Annotated in this window: 8 protein-coding genes; all 8 read left to right on the top strand. The window is 67.5% G+C overall.

Annotated elements, in window-relative coordinates; genetic code table 11:
* The first annotated feature begins 36 nt into the window (after nt 1-36).
* The 8 genes from CXQ91_RS04000 to CXQ91_RS03965 all read left to right on the top strand — a co-directional run bounded on the left by CXQ91_RS04000 (nt 37) and on the right by CXQ91_RS03965 (nt 16,294).
* Nucleotides 37-5,073: an Ig-like domain-containing protein gene (locus CXQ91_RS04000; RefSeq protein WP_374953619.1), complete on the top strand. Its 5,037-nt coding sequence runs from the start codon at nt 37-39 to the stop codon at nt 5,071-5,073.
* A gap of 89 nt (nt 5,074-5,162) precedes the next feature.
* Nucleotides 5,163-6,134, top strand: a complete 972-nt coding sequence (locus CXQ91_RS03995) for a MoxR family ATPase (protein ID WP_104172632.1) — start codon at nt 5,163-5,165, stop codon at nt 6,132-6,134.
* A 53-nt stretch (nt 6,135-6,187) separates the two neighbouring features.
* A complete protein-coding gene (locus tag CXQ91_RS03990) occupies nt 6,188-7,519 on the top strand; it encodes a DUF58 domain-containing protein (RefSeq protein ID WP_104172631.1) in 1,332 nt (443 codons plus the stop codon).
* Nucleotides 7,516-10,068, top strand: coding sequence for a transglutaminase domain-containing protein (locus CXQ91_RS03985; protein ID WP_104172630.1), 2,553 nt, complete (start codon nt 7,516-7,518; stop codon nt 10,066-10,068). The genes CXQ91_RS03990 and CXQ91_RS03985 overlap by 4 nt, the downstream gene beginning before the upstream one ends.
* Nucleotides 10,065-11,768: an RDD family protein gene (locus CXQ91_RS03980; protein ID WP_104172629.1), complete on the top strand. Its 1,704-nt coding sequence runs from the start codon at nt 10,065-10,067 to the stop codon at nt 11,766-11,768. Before CXQ91_RS03985 ends, CXQ91_RS03980 begins: the two co-directional genes overlap by 4 nt.
* Entirely contained in the window at nt 11,765-12,760 is a 996-nt protein-coding gene (locus tag CXQ91_RS03975; protein ID WP_104172628.1) for a PP2C family serine/threonine-protein phosphatase, read from the top strand. Before CXQ91_RS03980 ends, CXQ91_RS03975 begins: the two co-directional genes overlap by 4 nt.
* The gene (locus CXQ91_RS03970) at nt 12,747-14,552 is read left to right on the top strand and encodes an FHA domain-containing protein (protein ID WP_104172627.1); all 1,806 of its coding nucleotides are present in this window, start codon (nt 12,747-12,749) and stop codon (nt 14,550-14,552) included. Before CXQ91_RS03975 ends, CXQ91_RS03970 begins: the two co-directional genes overlap by 14 nt.
* Nucleotides 14,549-16,294: a serine/threonine-protein kinase gene (locus tag CXQ91_RS03965; RefSeq protein WP_104172626.1), complete on the top strand. Its 1,746-nt coding sequence runs from the start codon at nt 14,549-14,551 to the stop codon at nt 16,292-16,294. Before CXQ91_RS03970 ends, CXQ91_RS03965 begins: the two co-directional genes overlap by 4 nt.
* Nucleotides 16,295-16,299: the final 5 nt, after the last annotated feature.

The raw sequence follows: 16,299 nt of genomic DNA, 5'->3' as shown, positions 1-16,299 counted from the left end.
GTCCTGAACGACGTGAACTCGGGCAATGTGTGGCTGGTGAACCAGAACATGCAGCTGGTCAACAACTGGGACGACGTTGTCCCGCCCAAGAACCAATCCAATGACCAGGACCAGGAGTCGGCGGACAACAACACCATCAACATCCTGCCGGACCGCACCAAGCCCAACCGGCCGCCGGAAACCAAGCCCGACGCCGTCGGCGTGCGGCCGGGGCGCACCACCATCCTCAGCGTCCTGGACAACGACTCCGACCCCGACGGCGACGTTTTGACGGCGTCCGTCGGCAGTTCCGGGCCCAACTCAGGCACGCTCCAGAACATTTACGGGGGTACGGCGTTCCAGATCACCGTGCCGGCCGACGCCAAACCCGGCACCGAAACGTTCAGTTACAACGCGGCGGACGGCCGCGGGCTCTCCGCCGGCGGACAGGTCTCCCTGAACGTGGTTGGTCCGGACCAGAACAAACCGCCGGTCTTCAAACGCGGCGATCCCACCACCATGCTGGTGGAGCAGGGGAAAACCGTCAGCCAGAACATCCTCACTGACTGGACCGACCCCGACGGCGACGACCTGGTGCTCCTGGATGCCAAGGCCGATAACGAACAGGACCAGGTCAAGGTCCGCCGCGACGGGCTGCTCACCTACCAGGATTCCGGGGCCGCGCCCGGCAAGAAAACCGTCACCGTGTCGGTTTGGGACGGCCGCGACACCACCACCGGCAAAGTAGTCGTCAACGTGCAGCCGCCCGGGGCGCTGGCGCCGGTGGTCAACGCCGACCACGTCACCGCCGTCGTCGGCCAGGATCTTGTGATCGCACCGCTGAAGAACGACGTCGATCCCAACGGCGGCGCCCTGCGGCTCGCCCAGGTGGAAGCATCCGGACCTGCCGAGCTCGGCCCCGTCACCGACGGCGGAACGTTCACCTTCCGCAGCGAAACCGCCGGCCCCGTCTACCTGACCTATATCGCCAGCAACGGTCCGCAAAGCAGCCAGGGCCTCATCCGCGTTGACGTGGAATCCGGCAAGGACACCGGCGATCCCGTGGCGGTCCACGACGTGGCGCTCATGCCGACGGGCGGAAGCGTCCTCCTCGACCCGCTGGTCAACGACTCCGATCCCTCCGGAGGAGTGCTGGTCCTGCAATCGGTCCAGCTTCCGGAAAACACCACCGCATCGGTGAGCGTGATCGACCACAGCGTGCTGCGGATCACCGACGTCCTCGGGACGAAGGATCCCTTCACCTTCCAGTACACGATGTCCAACGGCCGGAAGTCCGCCACCGGCAGCGTCTCCGTGGTGCCGGTGCCGGCGCCCGCCGTCGTCGAGGCGCCGCAGCCCAAACCGGACGAAGTGAACGTCCGCGTCAACGACGTCGTCACCATTCCGGTGCTGGCCAATGACACCCACCCGCAGGGTGAAAAACTGACCGTGGACCCGGTGCTGCCGCAGGCAGTGGCGGAAGAGGACGGCAAGAGCTTCGTCTCGGAAAACACCCTCCGGTTCATCGCCGGACCGCAGCCGAAGACGGTCCGGGCCATCTACAACGCCGTTGACCCGCAGGGCCAGAAGAGCGCCGCGGCCGTCACCATCCACATCCTGCCGCTGGAAGGTGCCGAGAACTCCCGGCCGCAGCCGAAGAACCTGACGGCGAGAGTGGTCGCAGCCGGCTCGGTCCGCATCCCGGTGGAACTGGACGGCATCGATCCCGACGGCGACTCGGTCCAGCTCACCGGCATCGACAGTACCCCCAACATGGGCACCGCCACCGTCGGCAGCAGCTTCATCGACTTCACCGCGGCGGGCGACGGCGCGGGCACGGACACCTTCCGCTACAAGGTGGTGGACCGGCAGGGCGCTGTCAATACCGGCACGGTCACCGTGGGCATCGCGCCGCGCGGCGACGCGAACCAGAAACCAACACCCGTTGACGACGACGTCCAGGTCCGTCCGGGACGCCAGATCGCGGTGGACGCCACCGGAAACGACACCGACCCCGACGGCGACCCCATCGGCATTGCGGGCGACGGCATCGAGGCGCCCGCGGAACTCCAGGCGACCGTGAGCAAGGCGAGCGGACGGATCATCCTGCAGGCTCCGGCCAGCGAGGGCACCGTCAACGTCCGTTACACGGTTGCCGATGACCGCGGCGCCTCGGCCCAGGCCACCATTCGGATGAAGGTCCGGAACGACGTGCCGCTGCAGGCACCGATCGCCAGGGATGACCGCGTGACCTCCGCCCAGACGATGGGCAAGACCGCCGTCGACGTTCCCGTGCTGAAAAACGACGAGGATCCTGACGGGGTGGGGGAGAACCTCAAGATCGCCACGGACGCCACCACCGCCCGGCCAGGTACCGACGGCAACATGATCGTGGAGCTAACGGAGCAGCCCCAGCTGATCCCGTACAGCGTCGAGGATGTGGACGGCCAGAAGTCGACCGCCATCATCTGGGTGCCCGGCGTCGGCCAGCAGGTGCCCACGCTGGCCAAGGACGAGGTCCTTGAGGTTATTGCCGGACAGTCGGTAGCTGTTGACCTGAAGGAATGGGTGAAGGTCCGCGATGGTCGTTCGCCGCGCCTCACCCAGACCGACCGGATCAAGCTGATCGGCGCCGACGGCGGTGACCCCGTGGCCGGAAACGGCACGGCGATCAACTACACGGCCGGCCAGGACTACGTGGGCCCCGGCTCCATCAGCTTCGAAGTCACCGACGGCTCCGGCCCGGACGACGCGGACGGCCTGAAATCGACCCTGAGCATCCGGACCAAGGTGCTGCCGGACCCCAACCGGAACAACCCGCCCACCCTACTGGGAAGCGCGGTGGACGTTCCCAAGGGTGAATCTGCGGACACCGACCTGGGCCGGCTGACCGCGGACCCGGACCGGGACGACGTGGACAACATGAAGTACGAACTGGTGGGGGACAGCCCGGCCGGTTTCAACGCCCGCATCGACGGCAAGACCCTGAAGACGTCGGTCGACGGCTCAACGGCCACCGGCACGTCCGGAGCGGTCCAGGTCAAGGCGAAGGATCCACGGGGACTGGAAACCACCGCGACATTCCAGCTCGCCGTCACCGCGTCCAACCGCCCCAAGCCGGTGGCCAGTGACGATCTCGAGCCCAACGCGGCCGCCGGCAAGACGGTGTCCGTGGATGTCCTCGCCAACGACTCCAACCCGTTCCCGGAAACACCCCTGAAGATCGTCTCGGCTGCAACGGAGACTGGCAGCGGCAACGTTGAGGTGGCCGGAGGCAACATCAATGTGACCCCCGCTTCCGGCTTCACCGGAACCCTGGTTGTCTCCTACACCGTTGAGGACAAGACCGGGGAAACTTCCCGGAATGCCACCGCCCGGATCCGCCTGACGGTGAAGGACAAGCCGCTGGCACCCGCGACGCCGCAGGCCCAAAGCGTCGGTGACCAGACGGCCCTGCTGAACTGGACTGCACCGGCGGACCGCGGGTCACCCATTACCAAGTACACGGTGTACGGCGAGGGCGGCTACCAGCAGGACTGCCCGGCCAACTCCTGCACCCTGAACAGCCTGGTCAACAACACCAAGTACCACTTCCAGGTCACGGCCACGAACGAGTTCGGCGAATCGGACAGGTCTCCGGTCTCCGCCGAGGTCCGCCCGGACGTCAAGCCCGACACTCCTGTTGCCCCGGCGCTGAAGTTCGGCGACAAGCAACTCACCGTTGCCTGGTCCGCGCCGGCAAGCAAGGGCTCGCCGGTCAAGTCCTATGACCTGGAGATCTCCCCGGCACCCGCCGGGCAGAACGCCCAGATCCAGAACCTGACGTCCCTCAGCTACGTCTGGAAGGGCCTGCAGAACGGCGTGGCCTACAAGGTCCGGGTCCTGGCGCGCAACGATTCCAAGGAACCGTCCGAGTGGAGCGCCTATTCCGCGGCGGAAACGCCGGCCGGAGTGCCGGTGACCCCGGCTGCGCCAAGCGCGACGGCGGCGGCTTCCGTTGGTACCCAGAGCCAGCTCAAGGTGGTCTGGACGGCGCCGAACAACAACGGCGATGCCATCTCGGCGTACACACTGACCACCCTGAGGGGAGGGGCTGTCGTGGCCACGCAGCAGGTCTCCGGGACGTCCCAGAACGTCACGGTGGACAACTCCGAGTCGGGCTATACCTTCACCGTAGCGGCCACCAACAAGGCCGGCACCAGCGGCACCAGCGCGCAATCCGCGGCCGTCCGTGCAGTGGGCAAACCTGACATGGTGGGCAAACCGACCGCGACTCTGATGGATACGGGCGGCGACGGCGGGAAGATCGACGTAAGGTTCCCTGTCCTGACAGATGCCCAGCGCAACGGATCGACGCCCGGCGAGATCACGTACAAGTACCGCCTGACGTCCGGCGGCGGCAGCGGCAACATCGCCGCCGGCGGCGGTGTCGTAGCGGCAGCCAATGGCACCGACACCGCCGTCGTAGTGTGGGCGGTCTCATCCCGCAGTTCCACCGCCGGCGACGCCAGCCCTGCATCCAACAGCGTCAATCCTTACGGGCTGGCCTTCGCTCCGACTGTTACGGGCAGCAACAGCAGCGGCGTGGGGGACAGGACGGTGTCCTGGAACTGGAACCAGCCCAGCGGCAATGGGCGGGCCGTGACCGGCTACCAGTACAGCGTGGATGGCGGAGGCTGGCAGGACACTCAGCAGCGGTCGTTCTCGAAGACTGTTGGTTACAGCGAGACCGTACAGTTGCGTGTTCGCGCCATCAGCGCCGGCCAGCCCGGCCGGATCGGCAGCGACACCTCGCGCAGCGGAGCGGAGCCGCCGCCCCCGGTGCCGACGTCGTGGGATATCCGGGCCACTCCGGTGCGCACCTGCACGGAGCCAAACCGCACAACTGACAGCTACCGGGATACCAATCCCGATCAGTGCCTCAGCCCCGGCAGGTGGTTCGACACTGGGTATACGGCGCAGACGGACTATTACGTTCGCTGGGGAACCAGGGTCTGGTACCACCTCACATCCGGCGGAGCCTCGGGCAACTTCGCCCGGGGAGACACCACCTCGCTGGGCACAAACCCGCCGGCAGGCATGCCTCAGCGGTGATACCGGCCCAACCAAGACAATTAGACTAATCGCTGGACGAAGCGGGCAACGGCCCGAAGTTTCACCCGAACCCGGAAGAGGATTCACCCATGACCATGACAACTGAGCAGGCCGCCTGGTTTGCAGGAACATTCGAGAAGCTCGTTGCCAATGTAGGGCAGGCCGTGCTTGGCAAGGCCCACGTCATCCGCCTGACCTTCACGGCCATGCTGGCCGAAGGGCACGTCCTCTTCGAGGACGCGCCCGGGACCGGCAAGACCTCCCTGGCACGCGCCCTGGCAGCTACCGTGCAGGGGTCCAACAACCGCATCCAGTTCACGCCGGACCTGCTGCCCTCCGACGTCACGGGCGTAACGATCTACGACCAGAAGACGCAGAAGTTCGAGTTCCACAAGGGCCCCATCTTCAACAACATCGTGCTGGCCGACGAAATCAACCGGGCCTCGCCCAAGACGCAGTCCGCCCTCCTTGAGGTCATGGAGGAATCGCGGGTCACTGTCGACGGCACCACGTACGAAGCAGGCCGCCCCTTCATGGTGATGGCCACGCAGAACCCGATCGAGCAGGCCGGCACTTACCGCCTGCCCGAAGCCCAGTTGGACCGCTTCCTGATCAAGACCTCCATCGGCTACCCGGACCACGCGTCCACCGTGAAACTGCTCGGCGGCGCCAACCTCAAGGACCGGTCCAAGGAAATCACCGCCGTCATTACCACCCAGGCGATTGGTGACATGGCTGACCTTGCCGCAACCACCCACGTGGACACCGCAGTCCTGGAATACATCTCGCGGCTTTGCGAGGAAACCCGCAACGCGCCCGAGACCCGGCTCGGTGTCTCTGTCCGCGGTGCCCTGGCCATGGTCCGTGCCGCCAAAGTCTGGGCAGCAAGCCAAGGCCGCAACTTCGTTCTTCCGGATGACGTGAAGGACCTGGCCAGCGTGGTCTGGACCCACCGCTTCGTGATGGACCCGGAAGCAGAATTCTCCGGCGCCACCGCCGAAGCGGTGCTGGCCCGCGTCCTGACCGAGGTCGCTGCCCCGCAGCAGCGCGCCGGCGTCTAAGCGGTGCCCGCTCACCATTCCGGCAAGACCCACGCGCGAACAAAGGCACAGATATGTCCAGCAGCACTCCGTTGACCCGGCTTGCTGAACGCCTGAAGAGGCCGTTTTCCGGTGAAGGGGCGGCGTCCCGCCTGCGCCCGGCCGCCATGTGGTCCGAAGCCGTCAGCACGGCAGGCCTTGCACTGGCACCCGCCTGGTCTAAAGTCCGCTGGGTCTGGCTTAAGTACGCCTGGCCGGTGCTCTCGGTGGTCAGTGTCCTGGGCTGGTCCGTCCTGGCCGCGTCCATCCTGCTCTGGAGCGTCGGCCAGGCCTATGGCTGGCAGGAGGCGAAGGCCGCCGCCGTGGCAGCCTTCGTCCTGTTCGTCCTCGCCGTCGGCTTCATCCTGGGCCGCTCCTCTTATGGCGTGGTGCTGGACCTCGCCAGGACCAGGGTTGCAGTGGGGGACAGCGCCGTAGGCAGCATCGCGGTGTCCAACACCTCCACGCGTCCCCTCCTGCCGGCAGCGCTTGAGCTCCCCGTGGGAGCCGCGACCGCCGTCTTCCACCTGCCGCGGATGAAACCGCAGCAGGTCCACGAGGACCTGTTCACGATTCCCACCGCCCGGCGGGCGGTAATTGTGGTGGGTCCGGTGCGGTCGGTCCGCGCCGACCCCCTGCACCTGTTGCGCCGCCAAGTGTTGTGGACTGAACCGGAGGACCTCTACGTACATCCGCGGACCGTTGCCCTGGCCGGTTCCGCCGCCGGTTTCATCCGAGACCTTGAAGGCATGCCCACCACGGACCTGTCCAGCGCGGACGTGTCGTTCCACGCCCTCCGCGACTACGTGCCCGGCGACGACCGCCGCCACATCCACTGGAAAACCACGGCGCGGACCAACAAGCTCATGGTGCGGCAGTTCGAAGAGACACGCCGCGCCCACCTTGCCATCTCGCTCTCCATCAACACGGACGAGTACGAGACCGAGCATGAATTCGAGTTGGCCATATCCGCTGCCGCGTCCATCGGCCGCCAGGCAATCCGCGAGCAGCGCGAACTCGATGTCCTCACCCAGAAGGGCCCCCTCCGCTGCGAGACCGGCCGGAACATGCTGGACGATATGACCCGGATCGTGGGTTCACCGCTGCGGAAGACCGCCGTCGACCTGGCCCGGTCGCTGGCGGACACCATTCCGAATGCCTCGGTGGTCTTCTTCGTTGTGGGCAGCCGGGTTACCCCCGCCCAGCTCCGCTCGGCGGCCGCCTCGGTAGCGCCGGGTGTGCGCAGCCTCGCCGTCCGCATTCAGGCGGGGGCAGCACCCGCCCGCGCCAACATCGCGGACCTGACAGTCCTGACGCTCGGGGACCTGTCCGACCTCGCCATCATCCTCAGAAAGGCGGCTGCATGAGCTCCGCACCCGCTTTCCGGCCACGCAGGCAGCCTGCGCAGCCGCAGCCGTCCGTCTTCAGCGACGGCCAGCCGGCCTGGCACTTTGCGCTCGACGCCGGTGCCCTGGTTGTCCTGCTGGGGCTCGGCGTCCTCGGGTTCAGCCTCAGCTTCGGCGGCGACCCGTATTATCTGATCGCCGGATTCGGCGGCATCCTGCTCGGCCTTGGCATTGCCGCGGCCAACGCCCACTTCAGGCTCGGGACGCTGATCACCGCGGCCGCCACGCTCGGCTCGTACCTGGTTCTGGGCACCCTGCTTGCCGTGCCGGATGCTGCCATCGCCGGTTTTGTGCCCACGCTGGAGTCCCTGCGGACCCTCCTGCTGGGCGTCGTCTTCTCCTGGAAGGACATGCTCACTGTCGGTGTCCCGGTGGGAACCGCCGGCGGGATGCTCATTGTCCCGTTCCTCAGCGCACTCATCACGGCGCTGGCCGCAGGGCTGATGACGTGGCGGCTGAAGAGCCCGTACTGGCCGCTCCTGCCCGTCCTGGTGCTCTTCGTTACCGGTATCGCGTTCAGCACCAACGCCGGTTTCCTCAACGTGGAGCGCGGCATCTCCCTGACGGTGGTGGCCGTGGCCTGGGCCACCTTCCGCCGGGATGCGCACCGACGCCGCGACACCCGCAAAGTGTCCGTCAACCGGCCGGAGTCGGACGCTGCCACCGCGCGCCGCGCCAAGGTCCGCCGGCTGGGATCCGCCGCCGGGGTCATCGCTGCCTGCGTCGCCATAACGGCCGTGGCGTCGCCGCTGGTCACCGCCGGCGACGACAGGACGGTCCTCCGCAACACGATCGTCCCCCCGTTTGACCCGAAGGACTACATCACCCCGCTGGCGAGCTTCCGCAACTTCGTCAAGGACAAGAAGGACGACAACCTCTTCGCCGTCAAGGGCCTTCCCCGGGACGGACGGGTCAGGCTTGCGGCGCTGGACGCCTTCAACGGCACCAACTACAACATGGACCCGGACAGCTCAGGAAACTTCAGCAAGGTGGGGGATGCCAAGTCCCTCAACACGCTTGCTGACTCCGACGGCATAGTCCCCAGCAACGACTACACGCTGGACATCACCATCGAGGATTACCAGGGGTACTTCCTGCCCGGTGGCCGCCGTACCACCGGAATCAGTTTCACCGGCGACTCTTCCAGTGCTGCGTCGGGGCTGTACTTCAACTCCGGGACGGACACTGCGGTCACCACCAAGGGCCTCGCGAAGGGCGATGCGTACAGTGTCCAGGTATCCGACCCCGCAAAGCTCGAGCATGGCCAGCTGACGCAGTACGACTTCGCCAAAGTGGCGCTCCCGGATGCTTCGGAAGTGCCGCCCGTGGTCGGTTCACAGGCCAATGATTTGTCGGCCGATGCTCCCACGGCGATCGACCGGGTCCGGCAGATCGAGGCCCATTTCCAGAAGAAGGGGGCCTTCAGCAACGGACTGATCGACGACGGTCAACTGCCAAGCGTGTCCGGGCACGGTTCAGCGCGCATCCGCAGCCTCCTGACCGCCAAGCAGATGCTGGGCGACGATGAGCAGTACGCCGTGGCGATGTCCCTGATGCTCCGGCACCTGGGTATTCCGTCACGGGTGGTGATGGGCTTCTACCCGGATCCGAAGAGCCCGGAAAACGGCGCCGGAGAAGTGAAAATCACCGGCAAGGACGTCCACGCCTGGGTGGAGGTCGCCTTCGACCGTGTCGGCTGGGTGTCCTTCGACCCCACACCGCCGAAGGACAACGTCCCGATCCCGCCGGACCCGGAGAACAAGTCCAAGCCCAAGCCCCAGGTCCTGCAGCCGCCGCCCCCGCCGCAGGAGCCGGCCGACCTGCCCCCGGACTCTTCCCCGGACGCGCTGGACGCTGACCAGAAGAAGAACAACCCGTGGCTGTTCTGGGGACCCATCCTCACCGCAATCGGTATTGCCCTGATCCCCATCGGGATCCTGGCGTTGCCGCTGCTGCTCGTCGCGCTGCTCAAGAGCAGGCGCCGCAAGGCCCGGTTCTCCGACGGGCACCCGGCCGAACGGGTTGGTGGCGGCTGGAACGAAGTAGTCAGCCTCGCAACGGACATGGGCGCCGCCGTGGACACCCGGGCAACGCGCCGGGAGTCCGCCGTCGTCCTTGGTGAGGCATTCCCGGGAACGGCGGGCACCACTACGCTGCTGGCGCACCGTGCCGATGCCTCCATTTTCGGGGCCGGCCAGCCCAGCGAAGCGGACGTTCAGGAGTACTGGACAATCGTGGACGGCTCGCTCAGGGAAATGACCGCCACCGTGGGTTTCTGGGGTCGGCAAGCCGCCCGTTTCTCGCCGCGTTCCCTCCTGTCGGACGGCAGGACGGCACTCAAACTGAGGGGACTCCGGCCTGTCCGGCCGGCGAAAACGGACCCCGCGGGTAGGGTGGATGGCGGTCCGGCACCATTGGGCCCGCCACCGTCAGGCCCGGCCGCGTCCGGCACGGACGACGAACAGACCGTGCTGCGGCGCGATTTGAGAGAGAACCGCAACGAACCATGATGCACGACGCCGAGCGCTGCCAGCGCTGCCAGCAACTGATACGTCCCGGAGCGACGTTCTGCCCGGCCTGTGGTGCCCCTCTGACCAACAGGGCCGCCCGTAACGTCCGGAACATCGACCACTCGCAGCGGGAGCTGATGGAGCGGGCCGCCGCGCATGGCAGCCCGATTCCCGGTAGTATCCCCGTAGCACAGGCGGGGGCGGACGCCGCCGGACCGGGCGCCTTCGGGCAAGCAGCCCACGGACGGGGGATCCAGGTACACGGAGCCCACGCACAAGGCGCCCACGTACAAGGGGGAGGTACCGGAATGGGTGGCAAGCTGGACTTGGTTCCCGCGGCGGCCGGCAGACGCCTTGGCGCCGCCGTGCTCGACTGGGTGGGTCCGGCGGCGTTGCTGGTGGTGATGCTGACCATCGGGTTCACCACGGTCACCCGCACTCAGAGCGGCGGCTTCATCGTTTACGACACGGCGATGCTGGTGCTTCTGGGCGGCATCGCCGTTGGCATCACGGTGGTCTACATGCTGGTGCAGCTCGGGATCGAAGGCCGCTCCGGCAACACCATCGGCAACCGGCTCATGGGCATCCGCAGCACGGACCAGGACGGCTACGCCCCGGGCGGCGGAGCCGTGTTCCTGCGGGGCCTCATCACCGGGGCAGGCCTCCTCCTGGCCGTGGTCGCAGCGGTGCTCGTGGTGGTCTTCAAGTGGTTCGAAGCCGCCCTGTGGATCCTTGCGCCCCTAGGCCTGCTCGGCATCGCCTGGGCATTCGCGGTAGTGGCTTCCAACTCCTGGGACAGGAACGGCAAGCTCAAAGGCTGGCACGACACTGCGGCCAAGACCCTCGTGTTCGACGTCAACGCCGGCCGCAACCCCATCACAACCGGGGGAATCCAGGGCCCGTACAGCTTCGCGCCGCTTGACCTCCCTCCCGTGCAACAGGTTTCCTCACCGATTGCGGGCGCGGCCAGCAGGCCGGCCCAAGGAATGCCGGCGCAAGCACCGGCGCAAGCACCGGTGCAAGCACCCGCGAGTGGCCAGGTCATCAACCCCCAGGGCGCGCCGGTGCAGGGCGTCAACCCTCCTGTGGCACTTCCGCAGGCACCCCTGAACCCGAACCAGTGGCAGCCTCCGGCGGCGCCTGCCGGGCCCGCCCCGGTCCAGACCAGGCCGCTGCCGGACCCGGACCTCCAGGGCCCGGCTGGGCAGCCACTGCCGGCCCAGGATCTGACGGCGCGGGCACCGACAACGCAGGACCAGACCATGCAGGCACCGGCGGTTCCGGCACCGGCCGTTCCGGCGTGGGCTTTCCACCCGGATGACGACCACGACCGGACCCAGATGCGCGGGCAAACCGTGCCGGCCCCGGTAGCTGTGCTGCGGATCAGGCTGGACGATGGCCGCGACTTCCAGCTTGACCGAACCGTCCTTATCGGGCGGAATCCGAGCGGCCTTCCGGGCGAACAGATCTCGCAGCTGCTGGCCGTCGCCGACCCCGGCCGTTCCATCTCCAAGACCCACCTCCACCTGCTCGAGGACAACGGCGGCGTCTGGGTTACCGACCGCAACTCCACCAACGGCAGCGCCGTCACCACTCCGGACGGCATCCGTACTGCTTTGCAGGCCGGGGAACCCGCCTTTGTACGCCCAGGGTCCACCGTGCACTTCGGTGACCGCACCTTCCACCTAGGACAGGCATGAATTCCCAGCCGGCAGCCGCCACCTCTGACACGGGCCGGGAGCCCGGACTCCAATTGAGCTGCGGCTACGGCACCGACCGTGGCCTGCGCCGGGAACTCAATGAGGATTCGTTCATCGCCTCGGATCCGGTGTTCGCCGTCGCGGACGGCATGGGAGGCCACGAAGCGGGCGAGATCGCCAGCGGAATCTGTGTCCGGACACTCGCCGGCATGCCGCAGCTGGCCACGGGGGAGCGGACGGCCACGGCCGCCGTCGTACAGCAATACCTGGTCAGTGCCGATGAACGCATCCGCACTGCCACGGGCTCGCGTGCCGGCACCACCCTCTCCGGTGTTGTGGTCGTGGAACAAATAGGTGTCCCGTACTGGCTGGTCATGAATATCGGCGACTCGCGGACCTACCGGCTGAGCCAGGGCGAATTCGTGCAGGTCAGCGTTGACCATTCCGAAGTGCAGGAACTTGTCGACGCGGGCGAAATCACCAAGGAGCAGGCGGCAGTCCATCCCCGCAGGCACGTCGTGACCCGGGCCCTGGGGACCGGCGACGAGACAGAAGCCGACTACTGGCTGCTGCCCGTCGAGGAAGGGGACCGCATCATGGTCTGCTCGGACGGCCTGAACGCCGAGCTCACCGACGACCACATGTTCCGCATCCTGAGCACGGTGGGCCACCCCCAGGACGCCGTGGACGCCCTCATCCAGGCGGCGCTCCGCAGCGGCGGCCGTGACAACGTCACCGTGATCGTCGTGGATGCCAGGAATGTCATGAACGACGCCGGAACGGACACCGCGCCCCGTCCGGCGGTCGAAGACGAGGACACGTTGCCGCGCACCGAAGTGCGGGACAGCGCCGCGGTGGACACGGAGGAACTTCCCGAGGTTCCCGGTTCCGCGCAGCCTGCCGATGCGCCGGACCCTGCGGACCAGGCTTCGGCCGGGGACGCTCCGGATGCCGTAAACGAAAACGAGGACCGCCACGATGGTCTCAAGTAGCTACACCCCGGGAACCTGGCTTGGGGTGGTCCGGTCCGGGACCGCTGTGCTGCTGGCGCCCGCGACGCCGCCTGCGCTCGTGGACTCGCTCTGGGAGTTGCTGGCCCGCGAGCCTGAAGTCCACGAAGTACTGCACGCGGTAACCAGTGCATCCTCCGGTTCGCTGGCACAGATTCCGTGGTTCGGCATCGTGGAGTTCCGGGATTCCCTCCGGGTGTTCCTTCGCGGTGACATTGAGCTGACAGCCCAGCTTGCCGCAGGACCGGTGGAGCTGAACGGCAGTGACGTGACCACCTGGACCGAGCGCAGGCTCAGCGCACCGGAATCGTATAAGGTTTCGGTTCCCGGCGACGCGGCCGGGGCAGCCGAACTCCCGCTGGGGGAGGGCGTTGTGCTGTTGAAGAGCCTCACGGTGGGACGCGTCGCCGCGGCCCTGGCGCCGATGCCGGAGACGCCGGAAAGGTCCGGAACGGATGCGGACGGGCCGGCGGAAGTCCCACTCGCTGAAGTTCCCGTCGAGGAAGTCCCGATGGCAGAGCCACCCGCTGAGGTGCCGGCGGCGGTGGCGCCGGTGGAACCTGCGCGAGCCCCGGTGCACGTCCCGGAACCCGTTCGCTTCGTGCCTGCCGAACATGGTGCGTCCGCCGAAACCGTGATGGGTCTTCCCGATGACGACCTCGAGTACACGAACGACGGAATGGCCGGCCTGCCGGACGGGGCTGCCACGGACGACGCTGCCACGGACGACGCCGGCATGGAAGACGCAGGCACGGAAGTTGCCGACGCCGCCTCCGGAACGGAGGCTCAGGGGGCGGTTCCCGCGAACGAGCTGACGGGAAGTTACGACCATCTGTGGGACAAGACCGTTATGCGGCGCATTGAGGACGCCGCGGTGCGGGATGAGCCCGAGGAGGAGCTGGGGGACCAGTCCGGCGTGGAGCCGGCCGGCCCGGAGGAATCTGCCGACGGGCACGGTGATCAGCAGGAAGGAGCGCCGCAGGAACCCTTGCAGGTCGACGCCCAGCCGTCCTTTCGTGCACAGCTGCCCGTGCCCGCACGCCCAAGCGTGCCTGCCCAGCCCCTGATCCCCGCCGTGCAGGGCGGGCTGATCGACTCTGTCCCGTGGAACACCGGCGGCGACCAGCCGGCCCGGCCGTCCGTGCCGCCGTCGTCCGTGCCGCCGTCGACAGGCGAAACGCCGGACTGGCAAAGCCCGCCAGCGGTGCCCGCGCCGGAAGGCGACCACGACGGCGAGACGATCATGAAAAGCGACCTCGGGCTCGGAACAGCCCCGCAGGAGCCGGCCCCTGCCGCTGGAAGCGGCCCGGCCACCGGCCCCATGGTGCTGGCCCGTGTCTGCGCGCAGGGCCACGCGAACCCGCCGACGCACGCGCAGTGCACCGGCTGCGGCCTGGCCTTGGCTTCCGACGCCGTGCAGGTGCGGCGCCCACGGCTGGGGCGCGTTCGGGTGTCCACCGGTGAACTGATCGACCTGGACCAATCGCTCGTGATCGGCCGTCAGCCTTCCGTGTCCCGGGTCCAGGGCGGCGGCATGCCGCGGCTCGTCCAGGTGGCAAGCCCCAGCGGCGACATTTCCCGGTCACATGTTGAAGTCCGCCTTGAAGGCTGGCACGTGATGCTGTGCGACCTCAAAGCCACCAACGGCACCGTCCTGGTCCGGGAAGGCCAGCCGCCCAGGCGCCTTGCCCAGAACGAGATGGCCATCCTTCTAGACGGTGATATTGCAGAACTCGGCGACGATGTATCGCTGCGGTTCGAGGAGATTCTATGAGTTCCAAGCGGCCCGTAGCCCCGCCGCCGCCCATTCCCGGCTTCACCTATATCAGCCTGCTCGGTTCGGGCGGGTTCTCCGACGTCTATCTGTACGAACAGGACCGGCCGCGGCGCAAGGTTGCCGTCAAGGTGCTCCTGTCCGACCTGAAGACCGAGGGTGCCCGGCGCCGCTTCGAATCCGAAGCGAACCTGATGGCCCAGCTGTCCTCGCACCCGTACATCGTCACCATCTTCGAAGCCGAAGTCACCGAGGACGGCCATTCCTACCTGGCTATGGAGTACTGCTCCCGGCCAAGCCTGGACGTCCGCTACCGCCGGCAGCGGTTCAGCGTGGATGAAGTCCTGGCCGTCGGGATCCAGGTGGCATCCGCCGTCGAGACCGCCCACCGGGCCGGCATTGCCCACAGGGACATCAAACCGGCCAACATCCTGGTCACCGACTACAACCGTCCGGCGCTGACGGACTTCGGCATCTCCGGCACCCTCGGCAGCGATGCGGACGAGGACGCCGGGATGTCGATTCCGTGGTCCCCGCCCGAACAGTTCCGGGACGGCCCCGTGGACGGCGTGATGGTGGACGTCTGGGCGCTCGGCGCCACGCTGTACACGCTTCTGGCCGGACGGTCACCGTTCGTCCTGCCGGGTGCCGACAATTCGCAGCGCGAACTGATTTCGCGGATCACCAACTCGCCGGTGCCCCGGCTGGGGCGTGCGGACGTCCCCGAATCACTGGAGCTGGCGCTCTCGACGGCGATGGCCAAGTCGGCCGCCTCCCGGTACTCCTCGGCCCATGCCTTCGCCCTGGCATTGCAGCGAACGCAGGCGGAGCTCAACCTTTCAGTCACCCCCTTCGAGGTCCTGGAGGAGGCTCACGGCGACGACAGCCACCCGGACGACGGCTTCGAGGAAACCAGGGTGCGGAGCATCGCCTCCGTGGATCCGGACCAGACAGGACACGCCCCGACATTCCCGGCCAGGGCACGTCCCGTGTCCCCTTCCGGGTTTACCCCCGTCATGCCTTCGGCACCGCCGGTACCTTCGGGGCCGGTTCCGGGGCCGGCCGCACGTCCGGATCAATACGATGACTGGGCGCAGGGCACCATGCTGCGGGGCAGCCTCGCGGCAGCCCCGCAGGCCGGCGCCGGAAATGATGTCACCGACGACGCGACAGTCCACCGGGGTTCCGCAGGGAAGCAGGGAGGCTGGCAGGGCGGTCCGGCGGGCCGGGACAACCGCAGCGACGCCGACATCGCCGCCACGGTCAACAGGCCGCAGCCGGTGCGCGAGGTAACTGCGGAGGCCCCCGTTGACCACACCAAGCGGAACCTCTGGTTGTCGGTGGCGGGCGCTGCCGTGCTGGCCGTCGCCGTCGTCGTGGGCATTGTCCTGGCAAGTTCCGCCGTCCCGAAGCCGGTCCCCACCGAATCGGTGAGCAAACCACCCGCGGATCCGCTGGACAGCGGCACTGTTCCGGACGTCGCAAGCCTAACCGCGGCGACCAAGGCCGACGACCCGGACCTGGTCTTCTTCACGTGGAAGAACCCGCAGCCCAAGCAGGGCGACACCTACAAGTGGCGGACCAAGACGGCCCAATCCGAAGGCCCCTATGAGACCACACTCGCTACGAACACCTTTGTTTCGAGCCGTACCCTGCCCGTCTGCGTCCAGGTCATCATCGTCCGCGCCGACGGTGCCGCTTCACCGGGAGGGCAGGACTCTATTGCTTGCTTTGGCTCGTAGCCGGC

The sequence above is a fragment of the Arthrobacter sp. Y81 genome (assembly GCF_002929335.1).
Classification (GTDB): domain Bacteria; phylum Actinomycetota; class Actinomycetes; order Actinomycetales; family Micrococcaceae; genus Arthrobacter.
This window is presented reverse-complemented; position numbering and strand designations above follow the sequence as displayed.

Bases quoted from the DNA above. Each gene is read 5' to 3' on its own strand.
- CXQ91_RS03965 (WP_104172626.1), top strand. From the start codon at position 14,549: ATGAGTTCCAAGCGGCCCGTAGCCCCGCCGCCGCCCATTCCCGGCTTC.
- CXQ91_RS03985 (WP_104172630.1), top strand. From the start codon at position 7,516: ATGAGCTCCGCACCCGCTTTCCGGCCACGCAGGCAGCCTGCGCAGCCG.
- CXQ91_RS03980 (WP_104172629.1), top strand. From the start codon at position 10,065: ATGATGCACGACGCCGAGCGCTGCCAGCGCTGCCAGCAACTGATACGT.
- CXQ91_RS03990 (WP_104172631.1), top strand. From the start codon at position 6,188: ATGTCCAGCAGCACTCCGTTGACCCGGCTTGCTGAACGCCTGAAGAGG.
- CXQ91_RS03975 (WP_104172628.1), top strand. From the start codon at position 11,765: ATGAATTCCCAGCCGGCAGCCGCCACCTCTGACACGGGCCGGGAGCCC.
- CXQ91_RS03995 (WP_104172632.1), top strand. From the start codon at position 5,163: ATGACCATGACAACTGAGCAGGCCGCCTGGTTTGCAGGAACATTCGAG.
- CXQ91_RS03970 (WP_104172627.1), top strand. From the start codon at position 12,747: ATGGTCTCAAGTAGCTACACCCCGGGAACCTGGCTTGGGGTGGTCCGG.